The organism is Rugamonas sp. GW822-FHT03B10 (genome assembly GCF_058801745.1).
Map to the genome: position 1 here is coordinate 254,555 of NZ_JBXANP010000004.1, position 22,236 is coordinate 276,790.

A 22,236-nucleotide genomic window follows, 5' to 3' on the forward strand; every position below is an offset into this window, starting at 1 on the left:
GGAGAATCCGGCGGCTTAACCCGGCCGGTGCCGGGTTTGGCGAGCCCAATGCATGATGCGCAACTCATCCCGCACAACGCGGTAATCGATTGTGTGGCCGGTACGAGGGATAGGAAACCTTCGCCGGCCCGGCGCCAAGGTCAGCGTGCCGATACCAGGCTGCGTCGCGAGCACGGCAAGCGCCTGCTCAACACGCCGCATCATCTGGTTCGCGGCCATCGCATCCTGAGCGCCGATATGCCGCAACGTGCGAACGAAAGATTGCCAGGCGCGTGGCTGCCAGACTATCCGGAGCTCAGTCACCTTTGTCTTGTTGCCTGGCGCAATCGGCAACAATACGCCACGCATCGGCCATCACTTCGGCGTGAGGTATACCAGGATTGTTCTTGAAATACTCCTGCCCCTCCAGATCGGCCAGGATGCCTTCTTCCACATCATCCCAACCATAGCGCCTCACATCGCCCCATACGTCTTCTGGCCGCACCTTGGCCAGCTCGGCCAACCGTTGCAACCTTGACAGCTCGTCCGCTGACAACGCACTGAACTCCGCGTCCGCCTTACTGTTCGTGGTTTCCATGGCACTCGCCTTGCGCGACTGACTAAAACGCCATCATACCGCAGGCCACAAGACTGCGTTTGTGTCCGCGCAAGGACGCGCGGGCCATGTTGGTGCTCAGTGCCCGCGCGTGAGGAACAGCACGAGACCCACGCCGACGGCGATCAGGATCACTTGCGGCACCGTCTCGCGCAGCGTGGCGCGGCGCTGCATCTGCGGCATCAGGTCGCTCACGGCGATGTAGATGAAGCCGGACGAGGCGAACACCAGCACGTAGGGAATCATACCGCTGGCGCGGTCCAGCATGAAGTAGCCGAGCACCCCGCCGGCGATCGCCATCAGGCTGCACAGCAGGTTGTACACGTAGGCGCGCGTGCGCGTGAAGCCGGCGTTGAGCAGCACGATGAAGTCGCCGATCTCCTGCGGGATCTCGTGCGCGATGATGGCCAGCCCCGTCACCAGTCCCAGTTCCGGGTTGGCCAGGAAGGCGGCCGCGATCAGGATGCCGTCCGTGAAGTTGTGCATGCCGTCGCCCACCAGGATCATCCAGCCGGCCTTGCCGGCCTCGCGCTTGTCGTGGCCGTGGTGGTGGTGGTGGCCGTCGCCCTCGTGGTGGTGCGAGTGGCGCAGGATGGCCAGCTTTTCCAGCATGAAGAAGGCCAGCAGGCCACCGAGCAGGGTGGCGAACAGGCTGCGCGCGTCGGCCTGCGATTCGAACGCTTCGGGCAGGGCGTGCAGCAGGGAGGTGGACAACATGATGCCGACCGACAGGCTGACCATGCGCTCGACCACCTTGGACAGCAGCGCGAACGAGAAGATGGCGGCGGCCGTGATGCTGACGACGCCGGCCACGGTGGTGGCCAGCAGGATGGAAATGAGTGTCGAGTCGATTTTGAACCTCTAATGGCTGGGGCCGGGCGCGGCGGCAGGGCTGCCAGCGGCGCGGGCCGGACGGTATTTTACCGCCCGGCCCGCATATTTGCCCAATCGGCGCCAGATGACGCCCATCGGACGTCAATTGCCTACATCACGCCGTGCTCGCGGAACCAGGCGATGGCGCGCGCGAAACCATCCTTGGCGTCCGCCTCGACGTAGCTGGGACGGTAGTCCGCATGGAAGGCATGGCCCGAATTCGGGTACACGACGAACTGCGACTTGTTGCCGGCCCGGTTCAGCGCTTCCTTCATGCGGGCGATGGATTCCTGGCTGATGCCGGGGTCCTTCAAGCCGTACAGTCCCAGCACCGGCACCTTGAGCTGCGGCGCGATGTCGATCGGATAGGTCGGCGTCATGGCGTTGGCCTCGCCCACCAGCCGGCCGTACCAGGCCACGGCCGCCTTCAGCTGCGGGTTGTGGGCCGCGTACATCCACGCGATGCGGCCGCCCCAGCAGAAGCCGGTGATGCCCATCTTGTCGGGATTGCCGCCGTTGGCCTTGGCCCACGCGAACGTGGCGTCGATATCGCCCATCACCTGGGCGTCCGGCGTCTTGGCGATGATGTCGCGTTGCAGGTCGGCGATGGTGGCCGCCTTGCTCGGGTCGCCCTGGCGCACGAACAGTTCCGGCGCCAGCGCCAGGTAGCCGAGTTTGGCGAAGCGGCGCGCCACGTCCGCGATGTGCTCGTGCACGCCGAAGATCTCGGACACGACCACGATCACGGGCAGGTTGGTCTTGCCCTCGGGCTGGGCGCGGTAGACGGGCACGGTCTGCCCGTTCACGGTGAGGTGCAGCGTGCCGGCCGTCAGGCCCACGGTGTCGGTCTTGATGACGTTTTGCGCCACCACCGGCAGCGCGGCCACGGCGAAGCCCGTGCCCAGCGCCACCTTCAGGAAATCGCGGCGGTCCACACCATCCGACAACGACGTTTTCGACAGCAGACTTGCAGCATCTTGTACCAGATCTTTCATATGTCTCCTCTTTTAGTTTAACGTCTCCAACCGGGCCCCTTGTGAGGGCCCGCCTTTCCAAACACCGTTGCCGGGACGGCGCGCGTCAGTGCGCCTCGTCCCAATTCCTGCCCACGCCCACCTCGGCCGTCAGCGGCACCTTCAGTTCGGCCACGCCGGCCATCAGGCGCGGCAACTGCTCGCGCACCAGGGCCAGTTCCGCGTCCGGCACCTCCAGCACCAGTTCATCGTGCACCTGCATGATCATCTTCGTCTGCAGGCCGTCGCGCTCGAGCCAGCCCTGCACGGCGATCATGGCCAGCTTGATCAGGTCGGCCGCCGTGCCCTGCATCGGCGCGTTGATGGCCGCCCGCTCCGCGCCCTGGCGGCGCGGGCCGTTGGGCGAATTGATCTCGGGCAGCCACAGGCGGCGGCCGAACACCGTCTCCACGTAGCCGCGCGCCTTGGCCTGCGCGCGCGTGTCCTCCATGTACTGCTTGACGCCGGAGAAGCGGGCGAAATAGCGGTCGATATAGCTTTGCGCCGCGCCGCGCTCGATGCCCAGGTTGGACGCCAGGCCGAACGCGCTCATGCCGTAGATCAGGCCGAAGTTGATCACCTTGGCGTAGCGCCGCTGCTCGCTCGACACCTCATCGGCCGGCACGCCGAAGATCTCGCCGGCCGTGGCGCGGTGGATGTCCACGCCCTCGGCGAACGCCCGCAGCATGTTCTCGTCGCCCGAGATGTGGGCCATGATGCGCAGCTCGATCTGCGAATAGTCGGCCGACACGATATGGCTGCCGGCCGGCGCCACGAATGCCTCGCGGATGCGGCGCCCTTCCTTGGTGCGGATCGGGATGTTCTGCAGGTTGGGATCGTTGGAGGCCAGACGGCCCGTCACGGCCACGGCCTGCGCGTAGTTGGTGTGCACCCGGCCCGTGCGCGCATTGATCATCTTGGGCAGCTTGTCCGTGTAGGTGGACTTGAGCTTGGACAGGCTGCGATACTCGAGCAGCACCTTGGGCAGCGGATAATCCTCGGCCAGCTTCTGCAGCACCTCCTCGTCCGTGGACGGCGCGCCGCTCGGGGTCTTCTTCACCACCGGCAGCTTGAGTTTGTCGAAGAAGATCTCGCCGATCTGCTTGGGCGAACCGAGGTTGAACGGCTGCTCGGCCAGTTCGTGCGCCTTCTGCTCCAGCTCCGCCACGCGCGCGCCCAGTTCGGCCGACTGGGCGGCCAGCAGGCCGGCGTCGATCATCACGCCGTTGCGCTCGATCTTCTGCAGCACCACGGCCGTCGGCAGTTCGATGGCGCGGTAGATGTGGTTCAGCTTCTCGTCGCATTCCACCTTGACTATCATGTGCTGGTGCAGGCGCAGCGTGATGTCGGCATCCTCGGCCGCGTAGGCCGTGGCGCGGCCCAGCTCCACCTGGTCGAATGTGATCTGGCTGGCGCCCTTGCCGCACACGTCGGTGAACGGGATGGTGGTCACGTTCAGGTGGCGCAGCGCCAGGCTGTCCATGTCGTGCGGGCGGTGCGACTCGAACACGTACGATTCAAGCAGCGTGTCGTGCACGATGCCGCGCAATTGCACGCCGTGGTTGGCGAAAATGTGGCTGTCGTACTTGAGGTTCTGGCCCACCTTGGGCTTGTCGGCGTCCTCCAGCCACGGCTTCAGGCGCGCCAGCACATGCTCGCGCGACAGCTGTTCCGGAACGCCCGCGTAGGCGTGGGCCACGGGGATGTAACAGGCCACGCCCGGCTCCACGGACAGCGAGATGCCCACCAGCTGGGCCGTCATCGGCTCCAGCGACGTGGTTTCCGTGTCGACGGCCGTGAGGGCGGCCGCGTCGATCACGGCCAGCCAGTGGTCGAGCTGGGCGTCGGTCAGCACGGTGTCATAGCGCAGTTCGGCGGGCGGCTCGGCGAACAGGTCGTCGGTGACGGGGCCGGCCACCACCACGGCGGCGCCCGCCGCACTGGCAGCGGCGGCGGCCGGCGCGGCCTTGCCGCTGGCCGCGCTCAGCTCGCGCTGCAAGGTCTTGAAGCCGTATCTGGTGAAGAAGGCCAGCAGCGTCTCCACGTCCTCGGGCCGCGCCGCCAGCGATTCCGTGATGGTCGTCATGTGGCCCGACAGGTCGCAATCGGTCTTCACCGTGATCAGCTCGCGCCCGCGCGGCAGCCATTCCAGCGCCTTGCGCAGGTTCTCGCCGACGGCGCCGCCCACGCTGGCCGCGTTGGCCATCACGCCATCGAGGCTGTCGTACTGGGTCAGCCACTTGAGGGCCGTCTTGGGGCCGCACTTGTGCACGCCGGGCACGTTGTCGACCGTGTCGCCGATCAGGGTCAGGTAATCGATGATGCGGTTGGGCGGCACGCCGAACTTGGCCAGCACGCCGGCCTGGTCCAGCTTCTCGTTGCTCATCGTGTTGATCAGCATGACGCGCTCGTTGACCAGCTGCGCCAGGTCCTTGTCGCCGGTCGACACCACCACGTCCATGTCCGCCTGGGCCGCCTGGACGGCCAGCGTGCCGATCACGTCGTCCGCCTCCACCCCCTCCACCATCAGGATCGGCCAGCCCATGGCCTTGACGGCCTCGTGGATCGGTTCGATCTGCAGGCGCAGGTCGTCGGGCATCGAGGCGCGCGTGGCCTTGTATTCGGGGTACATCTCGTCGCGGAAGGTCTTGCCCTTGGCGTCGAACACGCAGGCGATGTAGGCGGCCGGATAGTCGGCCCGCAGGCGGCGCAGCATGTTGACCATGCCGTGCATGGCGCCGGTCGGGTGGCCGTCCGGGCTGCGCAGGTCGGGCAGCGCGTGGAAGGCGCGGTAAAGGTAACTGGAACCGTCAACTAACAGCAGGGTTTTATGCATAAGGCCGGGGAAAAAGGGACGCGCGCGCGCGCGAAACAGCCATTATCGCAGACTTTGGCAGCCCCATCGCCCCCATTGCACTATTTGCAGAACGACAATGAAACAACAGCCGCCCCGCCCTTTCGCGGCCCGGAATGACGCTTTAGAAACAGCTAAGCGTGTCTGTTTGTTACAATGGGTTCTCACACTGTATTCATCCCGTTTTCACAGGCGAACCCACCATGATGCGCACCTCCACTCTCTGGCAAGTCCTCCTCCTGGCGCTGTGCGCGCAGGTGGGCGTGGCCAGTGCCCAGACGCCCGCTGCCAGCGCCCCGCCCAAGCTCGAAAAACTCGAGGAAGTGGCGGACGACCCGATCACGGTCAACGCCAAGCCCGCAGCGGCCGAGAAGAAGATCACCGAGAAGCGCGAAGGCGGCCGCGTGACCGAAGCCAAGGTCAAGAGCGGCAAGAGCACCTACACGGTCAAGCCCAACATCCCGGTCGGCAGCGCGCTGCCGGGCGACGCCATGGGCAGCGCCAACCGCGGCCCCAACTGGACCGTGATGGAATTCGACATCGGCAAGAAAAAGAAGAAAACCCCGGAAGAAGAAGCGGCCGACACCAGCGTGCCGCCGCCACCGCCGCCGGCCAAGCAGTAAAGCCGGCCAGACCGCCGCGCCCCGTCCGACACGGGGCGCGCCCACCGAACCTCACCCCCGACACTCATGGCAGTTTTTACCCCGGTCACGCTGGACGACATCAGCCAGTGGATACAGCAATTCCCTCTCGGCAAGGCGCTGGCCATCAAAGGCATCGCCTCCGGCATTGAGAACAGCAATTTCTTCCTGACCACCGAGCGCGGCGAATACGTGCTCACCATCTTCGAGAACCTGTCGTTCGAGCAATTGCCGTTCTACCTGCGCCTGATGGACCACCTGGCCACGCGCGGCGTGCTGGTGCCGGCCCCGGTGGCGACCAGCACCGGCGAACTGCTGGCGTCGCTGCACGGCAAGCCGGCCGCCATCGTCAGCAAGCTCGAAGGCCGCTCGCAGATGGACCCGCAGCCCGTGCACTGCGCGGCCGTGGGCGCCATGCTGGCGCGCATGCACCTGGCCGGGCTCGACTACCCGCTGCAACAACCGAACCTGCGCGGCCTGGCATGGTGGAACGAGACCACGCCGCTGGTGCTGCCCTACCTGTCGGACGAAAGCGCGCACCTGCTGCGGTCCGAGATGCACTTCCAGCAAGCGTACGCCGGCAGCGACACCTACCACCAGCTGCAGCAAGGCCCGGTGCACGCCGACCTGTTCCGCAACAACGTCATGTTCGACGGCGAACGGCTGACTGGCTTCTTCGACTTCTATTTCGCCGGCTGCGACAGCTGGCTGTTCGACGTGGCCGTCACCGTCAACGACTGGTGCATCGACCTCGACACGGGCGTGCTCGACGAAGCGCGCGTGCGCGCGCTGCTGGACGCCTACCACGGCGTACGTCCGTTCACGGCCGCCGAGCAGACCGCCTGGCAACCGATGCTGCGCGCCGCCGCGCTGCGCTTCTGGCTGTCGCGCCTGTACGACTTCTACCAGCCGCGCGAAGCGGAGATGCTCACCCCGCACGACCCCACGCATTTCGAGCGCATCCTGCGCGAACGCATCGCCACGCCGGCGCCGGGCCTGTACTGATGAACGGGCTGCCCGCAAGTACCGGCTGGCTGTGGGTGAAACAGGGCCTGCTCCTGTTCCGCCAGCAGCCGGCCGCGCTCTCGACCCTGCTGCTGGGCTCCATGTTCATCTCGCTGCTGGCCAGCGTGGTACCGCTGCTGGGGCAGTTCATGCCCGTGGTCCTGGTGCCCGTGTTCTCGGTGGCCTTCATGCAGGCCTGCCTCGACATCGACCAGGGCAAGCGCATCGTGCCGGCCCGGCTGCTGGTGGGCTTCCACAAGCCGGCCGTGGCCACGCTGCTGAAACTGGGGGTGCTGTACCTGTGCGCGGCCGCGCTGGCGCTCGGCGCCTCGGCGCTGGCCGACGGCGGCGTGCTGTTCCAGCTGATCACCGGGCAGATCGAATCGAACGCCGAAACGGCGCAACGACTCCGTGAAGCCAACCTCGGCGGCGCCATGCTGCTCGCCTGCGCCGTCTACATCCCGGCGGCGATGGCGTTTTGCTTCGCCGCGCCGCTGATCTACTGGCAGAAAATGGCACTCGGCAAAGCGATCTTCTTCAGCTTCTTCGCCGTGCTGCGCGCGATCAAGGCCTTCATCGTGTTCGCGCTGGGCTGGTTCGCCATCAGCGCCACGGTGAGCGAAGTGGTGCTGATGCTGATGGGCCGCAGCCAGGCGGCCCTGGTGGTGCTGCTGCCGCTGTCCGTGGTTCTGACGGTGCTGCTGCATTGCTCGTTCTACGCCAGCTACCGGCAGATCTTCGGCCTGCCGGCCGCTACACCAGCACCAGCCCCGCATGACCTGACCCCGGTTTTTTTGTCAGCGACCCAGCCGCTCCAGCTTGGCCACGCTCAGGTCCAGCACCTTCATGCCGTGGCTGCCGAAATTGATCTGGGCCCGCGCGTTGCCGCCGCTGCCTTCAATGTTGACGATCACGCCTTCGCCGAATTTGCCGTGGGCCACCGATTCGCCGATGCGCCAGCCGGCGCCGGCCGATTTCTGCGCGATCTTCTGTGCGATGGCGTTGTCCGAGCCCACCAGCGGCACCACGTCGTCCCACGCCGACCTGCGGTTGTTGGACGCCGACCAGTGCGACTGCACCTTGGGCGACAGCCACTTGAGCGATTCCTCCGGCAGCTCGTCGAAGAAGCGCGACTTCATGTTGTAGCGGGTCTGGCCGTGCAGCATGCGGGTCTGCGCGAAGCTCATGTACAGCCGCTTGCGCGCGCGCGTGATGGCCACGTACATCAGCCGCCGCTCCTCCTCGATGCCGCCATCCTCGCGCGAACTGCTCTCGTGCGGGAACAGGCCTTCTTCCAGACCGGTGATGAACACGTTGTCGAATTCCAGGCCCTTGGCCGAGTGCACCGTCATCATCTGCAGCGCGTCCTGGCCGGCCTGGGCCTGGTTGTCGCCGGCCTCCAGCGAGGCGTGCGACAGGAAGGCCGACAGCGGCGACATCACGGTCGGCAGCGGCGCGTCGGCGTCGTAGATCTCCACGCCGTCGGCGTTGACGATGGCGTCGCCGGCCTGGGCTTGCGCCTTCGGTCCCAGATGGGCCGGCGCGCCCTGGCCGTAGCCTTCCTCGGACACGAACTGGGTGGCGGCGCTGACCATCTGCTCCAAGTTCTCGATGCGGTCGGCGCCCTCCTTCTCGGTCTGGTAGTGGGCCAGCAGGCCGCTCATCTCCAGCGTCACGCGCACCAGTTCCGGCAACGCCATCTGCTGCGTCTCGAATCGGGCGCCTTCGATCAGGCGCACGAAACCGCCGAGCGAACTGCCGGCCTTGCCCGCCACGTAGGGCACGGCCGCGTACAGCGAGATGCCATGCTGCTCGGACGCCGCCTGCAACTGCTCGATCGAACGCAGGCCGATGCCGCGCGTGGGGAAGTTCACCACGCGCAGGAAGGCCGAGTCGTTGTGCGGATTGTCCATCAGCTGCAGGTAGGCGATGGCGTGCTTGACCTCGGCGCGCTGGAAGTAGCGCAGGCCGCCGTACACGTGGTAGGGAATGCCGGCCGAGAACAGCGCATGTTCGATCACGCGCGACTGCGCGTTGGAGCGGTACAGCACCGCGATCTCGCTGCGCGACACGCCGTCCGCGATCAGATTCTTGGACTCCTCGATGATCCACTGCGCTTCGGCCAGGTCGGAGCTGGCCTCGTACACGCGCACCGGCTCGCCGTGCCCGGCGTCGGTGCGCAGGTTCTTGCCCAGGCGCTTGCTGTTATTGGCGATCAGCATATTGGCCGCGTCGAGGATGTGGCCGTGCGAGCGGTAGTTCTGTTCCAGCTTGATCAGGTTCTGCACCTTGAACTCGCGCTCGAACGCGCTCATGTTGCCCACGTTGGCGCCGCGGAAGGCGTAGATGCTCTGGTCGTCGTCGCCCACGGCGAACAGCGCGCCGCCGCCCTGGCCGCCATGGCCGGCCATCAGCTTGAGCCAGTTGTATTGCAGGTTGTTCGTGTCCTGGAACTCGTCGACCAGGATGTGCTTGAAGCGCTGCTGGTAATGCTCGCGCAAGGGCTGGTTGCGGCTCAACAGCTCGTAGGTGCGCAGCAGCAGCTCGGCGAAATCGACCACGCCTTCGCGCTGGCACTGGTCGTCGTACAGCTGGTACAGCTCGACCTTCTTGCGCTCGTCCGGGCCGTACGGGTCGATCTTGTTGGCGCGCAGGCCCTGGTCCTTGGCGCCATTGATGAAGTACTGCAGCTCCTTGGGCGGGAACTTCTCGTCGTCCACATTGTTCGCCTTCAGCAGCCGCTTGATGACCGACAGCTGGTCCTGCGAATCGAGGATCTGGAACGTCTGCGGCAGCGCCGCGTCGCGGTAGTGGGTGCGCAGCAGCCGGTTGCACAAGCCGTGGAAGGTCCCGATCCACATGCCGCGCGTATTGATCGGCAACATGGCCGACAGGCGCGTCATCATCTCCTTGGCCGCCTTGTTGGTGAAGGTCACGGCCAGGATGCCGGCCGGCGACACCTGGCCGGTCTGGATCAGCCACGCGATGCGGGTGGTCAGCACGCGCGTCTTGCCGGAGCCGGCGCCGGCCAGGATCAGGGCGCTCTGGGGCGGCAGCGTGACGGCGGCCAGTTGTTCGGGATTGAGGTTGTGGAGGAGATTTTGCATCCCGTGATTATACCGGGCCGGCGCGCCAGTGCTGTGGTTTTATACAGTCCACAACACCGGCGCGCCGGCCCGCCGGTTCAGTACAGCACCACCGAGCGGATCGACTCGCCCCGCTTCATCAGGTCGAAACCTTCGTTGATGCGCTCGAGCGGCAGCCGGTGCGTGATCAGGTCGTCGATATTGAGCTTGCCTTCCATGTACCAGTCCACGATCTTGGGCACGTCGGTGCGTCCGCGCGCGCCGCCGAACGCGGAGCCCTTCCACACCCGGCCAGTCACCAGCTGGAACGGCCGGGTGGCGATCTCCTCGCCGGCCGCCGCCACGCCGATGATGATGGACTGGCCCCAGCCCTTGTGGCAGCATTCGAGCGCCTGGCGCATGGTGGTGGTGTTGCCGATGCATTCGAAGCTGTAGTCGGCGCCGCCGTCGGTCAGCTGGACGATGGCGTCCACCACGTTCTCCATCTGGGACGGGTTGATGAAGTGGGTCATGCCGAACTTGCGCGCCATGTCCTCGCGGGCCGGGTTGAGGTCGACCCCGATGATCTTGTCCGCGCCGACCATGCGCGCGGCCTGGATCACGTTCAGGCCGATGCCGCCCAGGCCGAACACCACCACGTTGGCGCCCGCCTCCACCTTGGCCGTGAACAGCACGGCGCCCACGCCGGTGGTCACGCCGCAGCCGATGTAGCACACCTTGTCGAACGGCGCGTCCGGGCGGATCTTGGCCAGCGCGATCTCCGGCACCACGATGTAGTTGGAGAAGGTGGAGGTGCCCATGTAGTGGAAGATCGGCTTGCCGTCCAGCGAGAAGCGGCTGGTGGCGTCGGGCATCAGGCCGCGGCCTTGGGTCGAGCGGATCGACTGGCACAGGTTGGTCTTGCGCGACAGGCAGAATTTGCACTGGCGGCACTCGGGCGTGTAGAGCGGAATCACATGGTCGTCGCGCTGCAGGCTTTTCACGCCCGGCCCCACGTCCACCACCACGCCGGCTCCCTCGTGGCCGAGGATGGCGGGGAAGATGCCCTCCGGGTCGGCGCCCGACAGCGTGTAGTAATCGGTGTGGCAGATGCCGGTGGCCTTGATCTCGACCAGCACCTCGCCCTCGCGCGGGCCGCCCAGCTCCACTTCCTCGATCGTCAGCGGCTGGCCCGCCCTCCATGCAACGGCTGCTTTGGTTTTCATGTGTTCGTCCTGTGTTGGCGTTATTCGGCGATCCGGCACGGCCGGTCCGTCATCATAGCAAACCGCCAACGTGGGCGGAACGTCAGTATGTGGACTGCGCCACCGTGGCCGGCGCGGGGGCGTCCAGCAGCCGCGACATGGTCAGCCATAGCTGGCGCGGCGACGTCCACGGCTTGGGCAGGAAGGCCATGGCCTGGTCGTAGCGGTTCGGCCGGCGCGCCGAATACAGCAGCACGGGCGTGGCCCGCTGCGCTTCGCACAGCAGTTCCAGCAGGGCCGCACCGTCGCCATCGGGCAGGTCCGGATCCAGCACCACCAGCGCGAAGCGTCCGGCGCGCACGGCCCGCAGCGCGGCCTCCAGCGTGCCGGCGTGCGTCACCTGGGTTTCGGGCACCAGCAGCGTGGCCAGCACCAGCGCGGCCTCATGGTCGCCGTCCACGTGCAGCACGCGCGACGCGGCGCCGTGACCATGCAGCTCGTCATGGACAACGCGCGCCTGCTCCAACTGCGGCGCGGTGGCACAGAACGGCTCTGGCGCAACGGCTGGCTTGATCGTCATGGCATGTCTCCGGCAAAAAGGGAATCGGACTGTCCCGCGCGCACGGCGGCCGCGCGGCGACGGCGCGAGGCAACGGTGGTGGCGGAAACGGTTCGGCGGAGCTGGGCCGGACTGGAATGGCGGCGCGGGGGACGGGCGGCCGCAAGGTGAGGCAAGGCAGCGGAGGCGGGTTACGGCCCGCTGCGCATCAACGCGGTGGCCAATCGCGACGGCCACGGGGTTTCATCTTACAACAAAACCGGGGGCAGGCAAGCGACCGGCCGGCCCGGCGTTTACTTTTTGAGACGGTTGTTGAACGCCGCGTGCAGGCTGTTCAGGGTTTCCTCGGCCGACAGCAGCTGGTCGGCCACCTCGTTGACCTTGCGCCGGCTGGAGCGGGCGTGGTCGCGCAGCACTTCGAAGGCCGTGTTGCGGTCGGTCTGGAATTTGCACATCAGCAGGCCCACGGCCAGGCTGGTTTCACGCCCGGCCGCCAGCGCCGCGTTCAGGTTCAGTTCCGTGCGGCGCAGCTGGCGGATCTCGTCGGCGCGCGCCAGGCCGGCCGCGAAGGCGGGCATCAGGTGCTTCTCGTCGACCGGCTTGACGAGGAAACCGACGGCGCCATAGGCGGCCGCCTGTTTGCCGGCGTCGGCGTCGCCGCGGCCGGACAGGAACATGAACGGCACGGACGTCTGGGCGTGCAGGCGCTTGGCCAGCTCCAGGCCGTTCATGCCGGGCATGTGGATGTCGAGCAGGGCCAGGTCCGGTTCGCGCTGGGCGATCAGTTGCAAGGCTTGCTCGGACGAGGAAGCCTGCTGCGTGTCGTAACCGGCGTGGCGCAGCACCTCGCCCAGGTAATCGAGCAGCAGTTGGTCGTCGTCGACGATCAGGATCAGTCGCTTAGCGCTGGCGGAGACGTTCATGTGGCGGACCCGTGGACAAGTAAACGCCTGAATTATAAGGCGTAACGGCCCACGGGTTGTCAGCCTCTTATCAATGCCGTTGTTAATTTACCAAGAACAGCGCCCGGAAGCGGTGCACGGCGGCGGCCGGGTCGTCGGCCAGGTACACGCTGCTGATGGCCGCCACCATATCGGTGCCGCGCGCCACCAGCGGCGCCGCGTTCTCCGGCGTCATGCCGCCGATGACGACACTGGGCACGGTGATCACGGCGCGCGCCTGGTCGAGGATGGACGGCGCCGTCGTCACGGCGTACTGCTTCACGCGCGACGGGTAGAAGCCGCCGAAGGCCACGTAGCTGGCGCCGGCCGCCTGCGCCGCCAGCGCGCGCGGCAGGTCGCCGTAGCACGAGGCGCCGACGATCTTGCCCGGCCCCACGGCGGCGCGCACCTCGGCCAGCGTGGCGTCGGTGCCGCCCACGTGGATGCCGTCCGCGTCGAGCGCGCGGCACAGATCCACATGATCGTTGATGATCAACGGCACGCCGTGGCGGCGGCACAGCGCCAGCAGGGCCGCGCCCTGCTCCGCGCGCAGCGCCGGGCTGGCATCCTTGTGGCGGTACTGCAGCAGCGCCACGCCGGCGCCCAGCGCCTGTTCCGTCACGGCCAGCAGCCGCTCGGTATCGTCCCAGTTGGGGGTGACCAGATAAAGTCCTTGCATCGTGCTCTCTCAAATAATTGGGGACGTCACACTGACGCCCGTTGATTCAGGTTCGTCGTCCCTGCGGAAGCGAGTACCCATAGAACGCAAGCGTTGTAACAGCTCACGCGCTCCATGGGGGGAATTCAGGCAATGCCTGGATTCCCGCCTGCGCGGGAACGACGTGGTCAGCGCAGCGGGATGCGCTGGCCGTCGGCGATCGGATAGGACGCCTCCAGCGCGTGGTGGCAGTACAACTGCGCCCGTTCCAGCGCCACGGCCATCGGCACCTGCTGCGCCAGCAGCCCGGCGATGGACGCGGCCAGCGTGCAACCGCTGCCGTGGAAGCCGCCCGGCAGGCGCGGCCAGCGCCATTGCTGCTCGCGTTCCGGGCCGTACCAGCGGTTGACCACCTGTTCGCCGTCATCGTGGCCGCCCGTGATCAGCACGTGCCGGCAGCCACGCCCGCGCAGCACGCGTGCCTGCGCGGCCGGCGTGTCCTCGCCGCTCAGGGCCCGCGCTTCCGGGCCGTTGGGCGTGAGCACCGTCACCAGCGGCAGCAGCGGCGCCAGCGCCTGCGCCGCGTCGTCGCGCGACAGCAGGTCGCCGTGGCCGCTGGCCAGCACCGGGTCCAGCACCACGGGCAGGTCCGGCTGGCGCATGCGCAGGCGCGCGATCAGGCCGGCGATCGCCTGCGCGTTGGCGGCGCTGCCGGTGATGCCGATCTTGACGGCGGCGATGGCGATCTTGGCCGCCAGCACCTCGGCCTGGCGCAGCACCATGGCACTGTCGACCGGCAGCACCTGGTAGACGCGGTCGTTGTCCTGCGCCGTCAGCGCAGTGACCACCGTCAGCGCGTGCGCACCCTGGCCGGCCACGGCTTGCAGGTCGGCCGCGATGCCGGCGCCGCCGGACGGGTCGACGCCGGCCAGCACCAGCACGGCAGCCCGCTCATCGGGACGGCGCGCGGGCGCCGCCGCCGGCGAAACCGCGCCGGCCGGCCCGCGCACGCCGGTGGCGCCGGCCAGCCCGTCCATGGTGGTGGCGCCGCCGCCCGTCATGCCAGCCGGCCGGCCATCGGCGACGATGGCGAGGCGGCGAAGCGCTTCGGTATGCGGCCAGCCAGATAAGCCTCGCGGCCGGCCTGCACACCGAGCCGCATGGCGCGCGCCATGCGCACCGGATCCTGGGCGCCGGCGATGGCGGTGTTCATCAGCACGCCGTCGCAACCGAGTTCCATGGCGATGGCCGCATCCGAGGCCGTGCCCACGCCGGCGTCCACCAGCACCGGCACCGTGGCCTGCTCGATGATCAGCGACAGGTTCCACGGGTTGAGGATGCCCATGCCCGAACCGATCAGCGAGGCCAGCGGCATCACGGCCACGCAGCCGATGCTGGCCAGCAGCCTGGCCTGGATCGGGTCGTCGCTGCAGTAGACCATCACGTCGAAGCCGTCGCGCACCAGCGCCTCGGCCGCGACCAGGGTTTCCGGCATGTGCGGGAACAGGGTCTTCTCGTCGCCCAGCACTTCCAGCTTGACCAGCTTGTGGCCGCCCAGCAGTTCGCGCGCCATCTGCAGCGTGTAGACGGCGTCCTTGGCCGTGTAGCAGCCGGCCGTGTTGGGCAGGATGGTGTACTGCGACGGCGGCAGCACGTCCAGCAGGCTGGGCGCGGTCGGGTCCTGGCCGATGTTGACGCGGCGGATCGCCACCGTGATGATCTCGGCGCCGGCCGCGTCGGTCGCTTCCCTGGTTTGCGCCAGGTCCTTGTATTTGCCGCTGCCCACCAGCAGGCGCGAGTTGTAGCTCTTGCCCGCGATGGTCAGCAGGTCTTGGTTCTGCTCTTGCATTTTCATGTTCCTTTGTCGTCCGAGGTTAGCCGCCGCCGATGGCGCGCACGATGTCCACCTTGTCCTGCGCCTGCAACTGGCGCTCGCGCCATTGCTGGCGCGGCACCACCGTGCGGTTGATGGCCAGCGCCAGCGCCTGGCCCGTCAACGACAGGGCGTCGACCAGGTCGTTGGCCGTGTGGCCGGCCGGCACGCTGTGCGGCGCGCCGTTCAGTTCTATCGCGATCATGGCCGCCTCACAGCTTGCGATACAGCTCGGCGCCGTTCTTGACGAACTCGATCGCCTTGGTCTGCATGCCCTGCTCCAGCGCCGCCTTGTCGTCGATGCCGCCGTTGGCCGCCGCGAACTCGCGCACTTCCTGCGTGATCTTCATCGAGCAGAAATGCGGGCCGCACATGGAGCAGAAGTGCGCCACCTTGGCCGAATCCTTGGGCAGGGTCTCGTCGTGGAATTCGCGCGCCTTGTCCGGGTCCAGGCCCAGGTTGAACTGGTCGTCCCAGCGGAATTCGAAACGGGCCTTGGACAGCGCGTTGTCGCGGATCTGGGCGCCCGGATGGCCCTTGGCCAGGTCGGCCGCGTGGGCCGCGATCTTGTAGGTGATGATGCCGTCCTTGACGTCGTTCTTGTCGGGCAGGCCCAGGTGCTCCTTGGGCGTGACGTAGCACAGCATGGCCGTGCCGTACCAGCCGATCTGCGCGGCGCCGATGCCGGAGGTGATGTGGTCGTAGCCGGGCGCGATGTCGGTCGTCAATGGGCCGAGCGTGTAGAACGGCGCCTCGTGGCACTGCTCCAGTTGGAGGTCCATGTTCTCCTTGATCAGCTGCATCGGCACGTGGCCGGGGCCCTCGATCATCACCTGCACGTCGTGCTTCCAGGCGATCTGGGTCAGCTCGCCCAAGGTCTTCAGTTCGCCCAGCTGGGCTTCATCGTTGGCGTCGTAGATCGAGCCGGGGCGCAGGCCGTCGCCCAGCGAGAACGACACGTCGTAGGCCTTCATGATCTCGCAGATCTCTTCGAAGTGCGTGTACAGGAACGACTCCTTGTGGTGGGCCAGGCACCACTTGGCCATGATGGACCCGCCGCGCGAGACGATGCCGGTCAGACGCTTGGCCGTCATCGGCACGTAGCGCAGCAGCACGCCGGCGTGGATGGTGAAGTAGTCGACGCCCTGCTCGGCCTGTTCGATCAGCGTGTCGCGGAAGATTTCCCAGGTCAGATCCTCGGCCTTGCCGTTGACCTTCTCCAGCGCCTGGTAGATCGGCACGGTGCCGATCGGGACCGGGCTGTTGCGGATGATCCATTCGCGCGTCTCGTGGATATGCTTGCCGGTCGACAGGTCCATCACGTTGTCGCCGCCCCAGCGGATGGCCCACGTCATCTTCTCCACTTCCTCGCCGATGGACGAGGTGACGGCCGAGTTGCCGATGTTGGCGTTGATCTTGACCAGGAAATTGCGGCCGATGATCATCGGCTCGATCTCGGGGTGGTTGATGTTGGCCGGGATGATGGCGCGGCCGCGGGCGATCTCGTCGCGCACGAATTCGGGCGTGATCTCGGCCGGGATGGCGGCGCCGTAGGCCTGGCCCGGATGCTGGCGGCCCATCAGGTCGGCCAGGCGCTGGCCCATGGGGCCGGACGTTTTCAAGTTTTCGAGGTATTCCTTGCGGCGCAGGTTTTCACGGATGGCGACGAACTCCATCTCGGGCGTGACGATGCCCTGGCGCGCGTAGTGCATCTGCGTGACGTTCCTGCCGGCCTTGGCGCGGCGCGGCTGGCGGTGCAGGTTGAAGCGCAGCTCGGCCAGGGCCGGATCGGCCAGGCGCGCCTTGCCGTAGTCGGAGGTGGGGCCGGCCAGCTCCTCGGTGTCGTCGCGCTCGAGGATCCATGGCAGGCGTGGCGTGGCGGCCAGGCCGGAGCGGATGTCGATTTTGGCGTCCGGGTCGGTGTACGGACCGGAGGTGTCGTACACATAGACGGGCGGGTTGGCTTCAAAGCCGAACGAGGCGGGCGTGTCGGCCTGGGTGATCTCGCGCATCGGCACGCGGATGTCGGGGCGGCTGCCCTGCACGTAGACCTTGCGCGAATTGGGCAGCGGCGCGATGGCGGCCTGGTCGACCGTGGCGGTGGCGGAGAGGAATTTCGGATTGGCGTTCAATTTGGCTCCTTGGTTGGCTACAGGAGCCAGCAAAGGAGGTGGGGATGGCGCTGATGATGGCCTGACGGCGGCCGGCGATATCCTGAGCTTCCCTTCGCTGGCATTATCCAGATCAGGTTCGGAGGGTATTTCTCACCCGCGCGGCGCTCCATTGATGGCGCTTTGCAGGACCCCTAGCGTATGCCGCCCCGCCGTGAGGCCGGGCAGCGGATCGCATTATACATCGGCGCGCCGGCCGTGCGGCGCCCAGGCGCACGCGGGTCGCGCCAATAGCGCGTATGCCTGGCGGCCCGCTTGACAACGGGACGCGCCGGCCGTGTCGCGCCTGCAACACCGGCACAATTTGGCCGGGCCTGCTTGATTTTTAGGCATGGAATGCTGCTACAATTCCCGTCGATTATAAAAAAACCATTATTTTTTAACATGCATCCGGCCGCGCCCAACGCCCCCACCCATACTCCAGGAGCCACCATGAAACCGACTTCCCCCCTGCTGTCCTCCCTGCTGCTGGGCGCCGCGCTCAGCTGCGCGCTGCCCGCCCACGCCACCGTCTACGCGAGCTATTCGGGTTCCCAGCTCGGCGTGACGCAGCGCACCGACGCGCTGGTGCAAACCAACTACTTCGGCACGGGCGTGCAGGCGCGCGGCCTGGCGCTGGGCGCGAACAACGACCTGTACATCGCGGCCGGCAACCACCTGATCAACTACAGCACCAGCGGCGCCCTGATCAACGACATGGCCTTCCCCGTCGCGTCCATCAACTACACGGACGTGGACGTGGGCGGCGGCCACGTGGTCGCTTCCTACAATGGCTCGCAGCAAGGCTTCACCGTGCGCGACTACGGGCTGAACCAGTCGAACGCCGTCAGCACCGGCTTCAACATCAACGGCATCGCCGCCGGCGACAACAACCACGTCTACCTGGCCTCGGGCAATCACTTGTACGATTACCTGACCAACGGCACCCAGGTCACCAACATGACCTTCCCCGACCTGGGCATCAACTACACCGATGTCGCCTATGGCAACAATCTGCTGGTGGCGTCCTACGCCGGCTCCCAGCACGGCGTGACGCTGCGCGACCTGGCGCTGAACCAGACCAGCTATTTCGGCGTCGGCTTCAACATCGACCGGCTCACCCTGGGCAACAACAACGACATCTACCTGACCTCGGGCAACAACATCTACGACTACTCGCTGACGGGCATGCTGCTCAACCACATGGCCTTCCCCGACAACGGCATCAACTACACCGGCATCGACGTGGCGGCGCCGGTGCCGGAACCGGATACGGTCGCCATGTTGCTGGCCGGCCTGGGCCTGGTGGGCTGGATCGCGCGCCGCCGCAAGGCCTGAGCATCCGTCCGCCAACGCCGGCGGGCGCCGCGCGCGCTTCCCGCCGCCGCGCGCGCATGGCATGATGGCCGCCTGACCCGCCATCGTCCGCCATGCGCCGCTTCCACCTGCTCCCCATCCCGCCACTGCGGCCGTATATCGACCGGCTGTGGGGCTGGGAAAGCGCCCCCGGCGAGACCATCGCCCTGCCCACGCTGCTGCCGGGCACCGGGGCCGAACTGTATTTCCACTACCGCCAGCCATTCCGCCAGATGGGCGCGCCCGATGACGGCGGCGCGGCGCTGGCGCCGATGGCGCACGCCCCGGCCCATCTGCTGTGCCTGCGCAGCGTCGCGCTGGCGCTGGCCCCGATGGCCGGGGTCGGCTTCATCGCCGTGCGCTTCCGCAGCGGCATGCTGGCCCGCTTCAGCGAGGTGCCCGCCGCCGAGTTGCACGACGGCCCGCGCGACATCGCCGACGTCTGGGGCGCGCCGGGCAGGATCTGCGCCGCCCGCGTGGCGGGCGCCGGCACGCAAGCCGAACGGCTGGCCCTGATCCAGGATTTCCTGCTGCGCCAGTTGCGCCCCGAGCGCGCCGACGCGCTGGTGGAGGCGGCCGTCGACCTCCTGTACCGCAGCCGGGGCGGCGTGACGATCGAACAACTGGCGGCCCGGCTGCGGCTGGGCCGGCGCCAGCTCGAACGCCGCTGCCTGGCCGTCACCGGCCAGTCCCCGGCGGCGCTGCGCCGCCTGTGCCGTTTCCACCACACGGTGCGGGCGCTGCTGCTGGCGCCCGAGGCCGGCGGCCTGGACACGGCGCTGCGCCACGGCTATTTCGACCAGGCCCATTTCATCCACGACTTCCGGGCGCTGGCGCAGACCACGCCCCAGCGCTACCTGCGGCTGGCGCGCGACATGACGCATTTTTACAATCCACCACGCGCACCGGACGGCACCATACGGGCTCCCTGAACCTCGAAGGAGCCAACATGTTGTTAATTGCCAACCTGCATTCCCATCCACACACGGCCGACGACGTGGCCGCCACATTGTGCGCGCTGGCCACCACCAGCCGCGCCGAACCGGGTTGCCTGTCCTACACCGTGCACCGGCGCCGGGACCAGCCCACCGTGTTCGTCGTCTGCGAGCTGTACCGCGACCAGGCCGCCTGCGACGCGCATCTGGCCTCGGCCCCGCTGCGCCAGGCGCTGGCCCGTTTCGACGTGCTGCTGAGCTCCCCACCGACGCTCGAGATGTGCGACACTATTTCCATGCCGGGCATGCCCTGACCGGGTTCGCGGGCGCTGCCTTGGTTGTTGGCAAAACTCAGACGTAAGATTTGTAACAAATTCTCACTATGTGCGTGAACTAACATTCTTGTTTCCGCAGGGAACGCATAATGTCTGTGCAGCGAACTCGTCACTGCAGTCGAACGTCAACAGAATAAGAGGCCCATCATGAAACTGCCAGGCTATCGCCCCCTTCGCACCGCCAGCGCGGCACTCGCCGCGCTCGCCGCCCTCACGCTTGCCGCCTGCGGCGGCGGCGGCGGCAGTTCCACGGCGCCCACCAGCACCCTGGGCACGCTCACCGTGTCGCTGACCGATGCGCCCTCGTGCGGCTTCGACGCCGTCAACGTCACCGTCAACAAAGTGCGCGTGAACCAGAGCGCAACGGCCGGCGACCCCGATGCCGGCTGGACCGACATCACGCTCAACCCGGCCCGCAAGATCAACCTGCTCAACCTGACCAACGGCGCGCTCGACGCGCTGGGCCAGACGGCGCTGGGCGCCGGCCACTACGCGCAGCTGCGCCTGGTGCTGGACGCCAACACCGGCAACGGCCTGGCCAACTCCGTGGTCCCCACCGGCAGCACGACCGAAGTGTCGCTCGACACCCCGAGTGCCGTGCAAAGCGGCATCAAACTGAACAATGAATTCGACGTCGCCGCCGGCCAGAAAGTGGACCTGGTGCTGGACTTCGACGCCTGCAAATCCGTCATCACCAAGGGCAACGGCAAGTACGCGCTGAAACCCGTGGTCAAAGTGATCCCGACCGCGCTGAACGGCATCGGCGGCTTCGTCGCCCCGGCCCTGCTGACCAGCCACGTGATGGTGTCGGCCCAGCAGAACGGCGCCATCGTCAGCGCCACCACGCCCAACGCCACCACCGGCGAATTCTCGCTGACCCGCCTGCCGCTCGGCAACTACGACGTGGTGGTGACGGCCGACGCCCACGCCGCCGCCATCGTCGGCGCCGTGCCCGTGACCAGCACCAGCGTCATCGTGCCGGTCAGCACCTCGGCCGCGCCGATCACGCTGACCGATTCGACCACGGGCAGCATCAGCGGCACCGTGCTGCTGGCCCCCGTCAGCACCACGGCCACCGCCTATGTCGACGCCAAGCAGAGCATCGCCTCGGGCCCGACCGTCACCATCAAATACATGGGGGCCGACCTGACCACGGGCGGCTACACGCTGACCGGCCTGCCGACCAAGGCGCCGCAGTACGCGGCCTACAGCGCGACGCTGCCGCTGACGTTCGCCAGCGCCACCACGGTGCTGCCGGGCGTGGGCAAATACATGCTGGAAGCGTCCGCCGCCGGCTACACCACCAAATCGCTGGCCTCGGTCGACATTTCGACCGCCGACCAGACCGGCGTGAACTTCAACCTGATGCCGTAAGCAACTGCCAGCTTGACCCGGAGGGGGCGCTGCGGCGCCCCCTCTTTTTTTCGACATTCTGTGCACACGCAATGTGGGCCGCCATCAAAGTCGATTTACTGTCACGAGTTCCCTTGATTTCACACTGCGCTGGGCATACGCTCGTATCGACGCGATGAATACTGCGGCCAAACTTTTTGCTGCGATGTGCACCCATCCGTTGGATTGGCGCCTGCACGACCTGCAGACCGTGGCGAGGCGAAGCGGGATCGCATGGCATCAAGAGGGTAGCCACTGCGTATTCGTTGATCCCAATGGCCGGGTACTGTCGGTGCCGGCCCACCGGCCCATCAAGGCAGTGTATGTCAAACGGTTTGTCACACTCGTGCGGGAGCAAAAACATGGCACACTTGAATGATTACCCTTTTGAGATCACACCACTGACCGCAGCTGACGGCGGCGGCTTTCTGATTACCTATACCGATTTCGACGGCTGCATATCGGACGGCGAAACCGCCGAGCAGGCGCTGGCAAACGGTCGCGAGGCGCTGGCCGCAACCATCGCCACCCTGAAGAAACACCACTTGCCGATCCCGGCACCACATAGCGGCACCGCGCGCCGCCGCGCAAGCTGACCTGGCCCGCCCGTCGAGCAGGCTCCCCGCCCCAGCGCCGGCATCACGTCGCCTCCATTGCAACAGATTTCGCCTGAACGGGCCGATATCTGTCTTCTTTTTCCCGGAATTTCCCCCTGCCGGCGCCAAGGTCATGCGTTCGGCCGGCGACGTCCCTTATAATGGTTGCTTTCGCAAATTTAACTCACCA

21 protein-coding genes, 1 pseudogene and 1 riboswitch are annotated in these 22,236 nt (G+C 66.9%); of the genes and pseudogenes, 8 read left to right on the forward strand and 14 right to left on the reverse strand.

Annotated features, from left to right (window positions below; translation table 11 throughout):
* Positions 1-15: 15 nt before the first annotated feature.
* The 5 genes from AC1RQG_RS09240 to polA form a co-directional block, all read right to left on the reverse strand.
* Positions 16-348, reverse strand: coding sequence for a type II toxin-antitoxin system RelE/ParE family toxin (locus AC1RQG_RS09240; RefSeq protein ID WP_493130518.1), 333 nt, complete (start codon positions 346-348; stop codon positions 16-18).
* Positions 296-577 (reverse strand): hypothetical protein, encoded by a 282-nt coding sequence (locus tag AC1RQG_RS09245; RefSeq protein ID WP_493130520.1) that lies wholly within the window; start codon positions 575-577, stop codon positions 296-298. The genes AC1RQG_RS09240 and AC1RQG_RS09245 overlap by 53 nt, the downstream gene beginning before the upstream one ends.
* Positions 578-673: 96 nt before the next feature.
* Positions 674-1,423 (reverse strand): ZIP family metal transporter, encoded by a 750-nt coding sequence (locus tag AC1RQG_RS09250; RefSeq protein WP_493130745.1) that lies wholly within the window; start codon positions 1,421-1,423, stop codon positions 674-676.
* A gap of 155 nt (positions 1,424-1,578) precedes the next feature.
* Positions 1,579-2,463: a dienelactone hydrolase family protein gene (locus AC1RQG_RS09255; protein ID WP_493130521.1), complete on the reverse strand. Its 885-nt coding sequence runs from the start codon at positions 2,461-2,463 to the stop codon at positions 1,579-1,581.
* A gap of 85 nt (positions 2,464-2,548) precedes the next feature.
* A complete protein-coding gene (gene polA / locus AC1RQG_RS09260; protein WP_493130523.1) occupies positions 2,549-5,317 on the reverse strand; it encodes a DNA polymerase I in 2,769 nt (922 codons plus the stop codon).
* Between the two features lie 221 nt (positions 5,318-5,538).
* Here polA and AC1RQG_RS09265 point away from each other — a divergent pair, with 221 nt between their 5' ends.
* The 3 genes and pseudogenes from AC1RQG_RS09265 to AC1RQG_RS09275 form a co-directional block, all read left to right on the forward strand.
* Positions 5,539-5,958 (forward strand): hypothetical protein, encoded by a 420-nt coding sequence (locus AC1RQG_RS09265; protein WP_493130524.1) that lies wholly within the window; start codon positions 5,539-5,541, stop codon positions 5,956-5,958.
* Positions 5,959-6,024: 66 nt separating this feature from the next.
* Positions 6,025-6,981: a homoserine kinase gene (locus AC1RQG_RS09270; protein ID WP_493130526.1), complete on the forward strand. Its 957-nt coding sequence runs from the start codon at positions 6,025-6,027 to the stop codon at positions 6,979-6,981.
* Positions 6,981-7,664, forward strand: a pseudogene (locus AC1RQG_RS09275) (BPSS1780 family membrane protein); the annotation flags it as partial. The gene AC1RQG_RS09270 and the pseudogene AC1RQG_RS09275, both read left to right, overlap by 1 nt.
* A gap of 114 nt (positions 7,665-7,778) precedes the next feature.
* Here AC1RQG_RS09275 and AC1RQG_RS09280 read toward each other — a convergent pair.
* The 9 genes from AC1RQG_RS09280 to thiC all read right to left on the reverse strand — a co-directional run bounded on the left by AC1RQG_RS09280 (position 7,779) and on the right by thiC (position 17,414).
* Positions 7,779-10,088 carry a UvrD-helicase domain-containing protein gene (locus tag AC1RQG_RS09280; RefSeq protein WP_493130528.1) on the reverse strand — a complete coding sequence of 770 codons (2,310 nt, stop codon included), beginning with the start codon at positions 10,086-10,088 and terminating at the stop codon, positions 7,779-7,781.
* 77 nt (positions 10,089-10,165) lie between these two features.
* A complete protein-coding gene (locus tag AC1RQG_RS09285) occupies positions 10,166-11,272 on the reverse strand; it encodes an S-(hydroxymethyl)glutathione dehydrogenase/class III alcohol dehydrogenase (protein ID WP_493130530.1) in 1,107 nt (368 codons plus the stop codon).
* Between the two features lie 82 nt (positions 11,273-11,354).
* The gene (locus tag AC1RQG_RS09290) at positions 11,355-11,831 is read right to left on the reverse strand and encodes a response regulator (RefSeq protein ID WP_493130532.1); all 477 of its coding nucleotides are present in this window, start codon (positions 11,829-11,831) and stop codon (positions 11,355-11,357) included.
* Positions 11,832-12,103: 272 nt separating this feature from the next.
* Positions 12,104-12,733, reverse strand: a complete 630-nt coding sequence (locus AC1RQG_RS09295) for an ANTAR domain-containing response regulator (RefSeq protein ID WP_182160421.1) — start codon at positions 12,731-12,733, stop codon at positions 12,104-12,106.
* 82 nt (positions 12,734-12,815) lie between these two features.
* Positions 12,816-13,430 carry a thiamine phosphate synthase gene (gene thiE / locus AC1RQG_RS09300; protein WP_493130534.1) on the reverse strand — a complete coding sequence of 205 codons (615 nt, stop codon included), beginning with the start codon at positions 13,428-13,430 and terminating at the stop codon, positions 12,816-12,818.
* Between the two features lie 167 nt (positions 13,431-13,597).
* A complete protein-coding gene (gene thiD / locus AC1RQG_RS09305) occupies positions 13,598-14,470 on the reverse strand; it encodes a bifunctional hydroxymethylpyrimidine kinase/phosphomethylpyrimidine kinase (RefSeq protein ID WP_493130536.1) in 873 nt (290 codons plus the stop codon).
* Positions 14,467-15,258 (reverse strand): thiazole synthase, encoded by a 792-nt coding sequence (locus tag AC1RQG_RS09310; RefSeq protein ID WP_493130538.1) that lies wholly within the window; start codon positions 15,256-15,258, stop codon positions 14,467-14,469. Before AC1RQG_RS09310 ends, thiD begins: the two co-directional genes overlap by 4 nt.
* 25 nt (positions 15,259-15,283) lie before the next feature.
* Positions 15,284-15,487 (reverse strand): sulfur carrier protein ThiS, encoded by a 204-nt coding sequence (gene thiS, locus AC1RQG_RS09315; RefSeq protein WP_182160419.1) that lies wholly within the window; start codon positions 15,485-15,487, stop codon positions 15,284-15,286.
* Positions 15,488-15,494: 7 nt separating this feature from the next.
* Positions 15,495-17,414 carry a phosphomethylpyrimidine synthase ThiC gene (gene thiC, locus AC1RQG_RS09320; protein ID WP_493130540.1) on the reverse strand — a complete coding sequence of 640 codons (1,920 nt, stop codon included), beginning with the start codon at positions 17,412-17,414 and terminating at the stop codon, positions 15,495-15,497.
* Positions 17,415-17,486: 72 nt separating this feature from the next.
* A riboswitch (TPP riboswitch) is annotated at positions 17,487-17,599 on the reverse strand.
* 286 nt (positions 17,600-17,885) lie between these two features.
* On the opposite strand from thiC, the gene AC1RQG_RS09325 reads away from it, so the two are divergent.
* From AC1RQG_RS09325 to AC1RQG_RS09345, 5 genes are all read left to right on the forward strand, one after another.
* Positions 17,886-18,770, forward strand: a complete 885-nt coding sequence (locus AC1RQG_RS09325) for an FxDxF family PEP-CTERM protein (protein ID WP_493130542.1) — start codon at positions 17,886-17,888, stop codon at positions 18,768-18,770.
* A gap of 92 nt (positions 18,771-18,862) precedes the next feature.
* Positions 18,863-19,720, forward strand: coding sequence for an AraC family transcriptional regulator (locus AC1RQG_RS09330; protein ID WP_493130544.1), 858 nt, complete (start codon positions 18,863-18,865; stop codon positions 19,718-19,720).
* Between the two features lie 17 nt (positions 19,721-19,737).
* A complete protein-coding gene (locus AC1RQG_RS09335; protein ID WP_493130546.1) occupies positions 19,738-20,037 on the forward strand; it encodes a putative quinol monooxygenase in 300 nt (99 codons plus the stop codon).
* Between the two features lie 168 nt (positions 20,038-20,205).
* Positions 20,206-21,432: a DUF4382 domain-containing protein gene (locus AC1RQG_RS09340; protein WP_493130548.1), complete on the forward strand. Its 1,227-nt coding sequence runs from the start codon at positions 20,206-20,208 to the stop codon at positions 21,430-21,432.
* Positions 21,433-21,812: 380 nt separating this feature from the next.
* On the forward strand, positions 21,813-22,046 hold the full coding sequence (locus tag AC1RQG_RS09345; protein ID WP_493130550.1) for a type II toxin-antitoxin system HicB family antitoxin: 234 nt from the start codon (positions 21,813-21,815) through the stop codon (positions 22,044-22,046).
* Positions 22,047-22,236 lie beyond the last annotated feature (190 nt).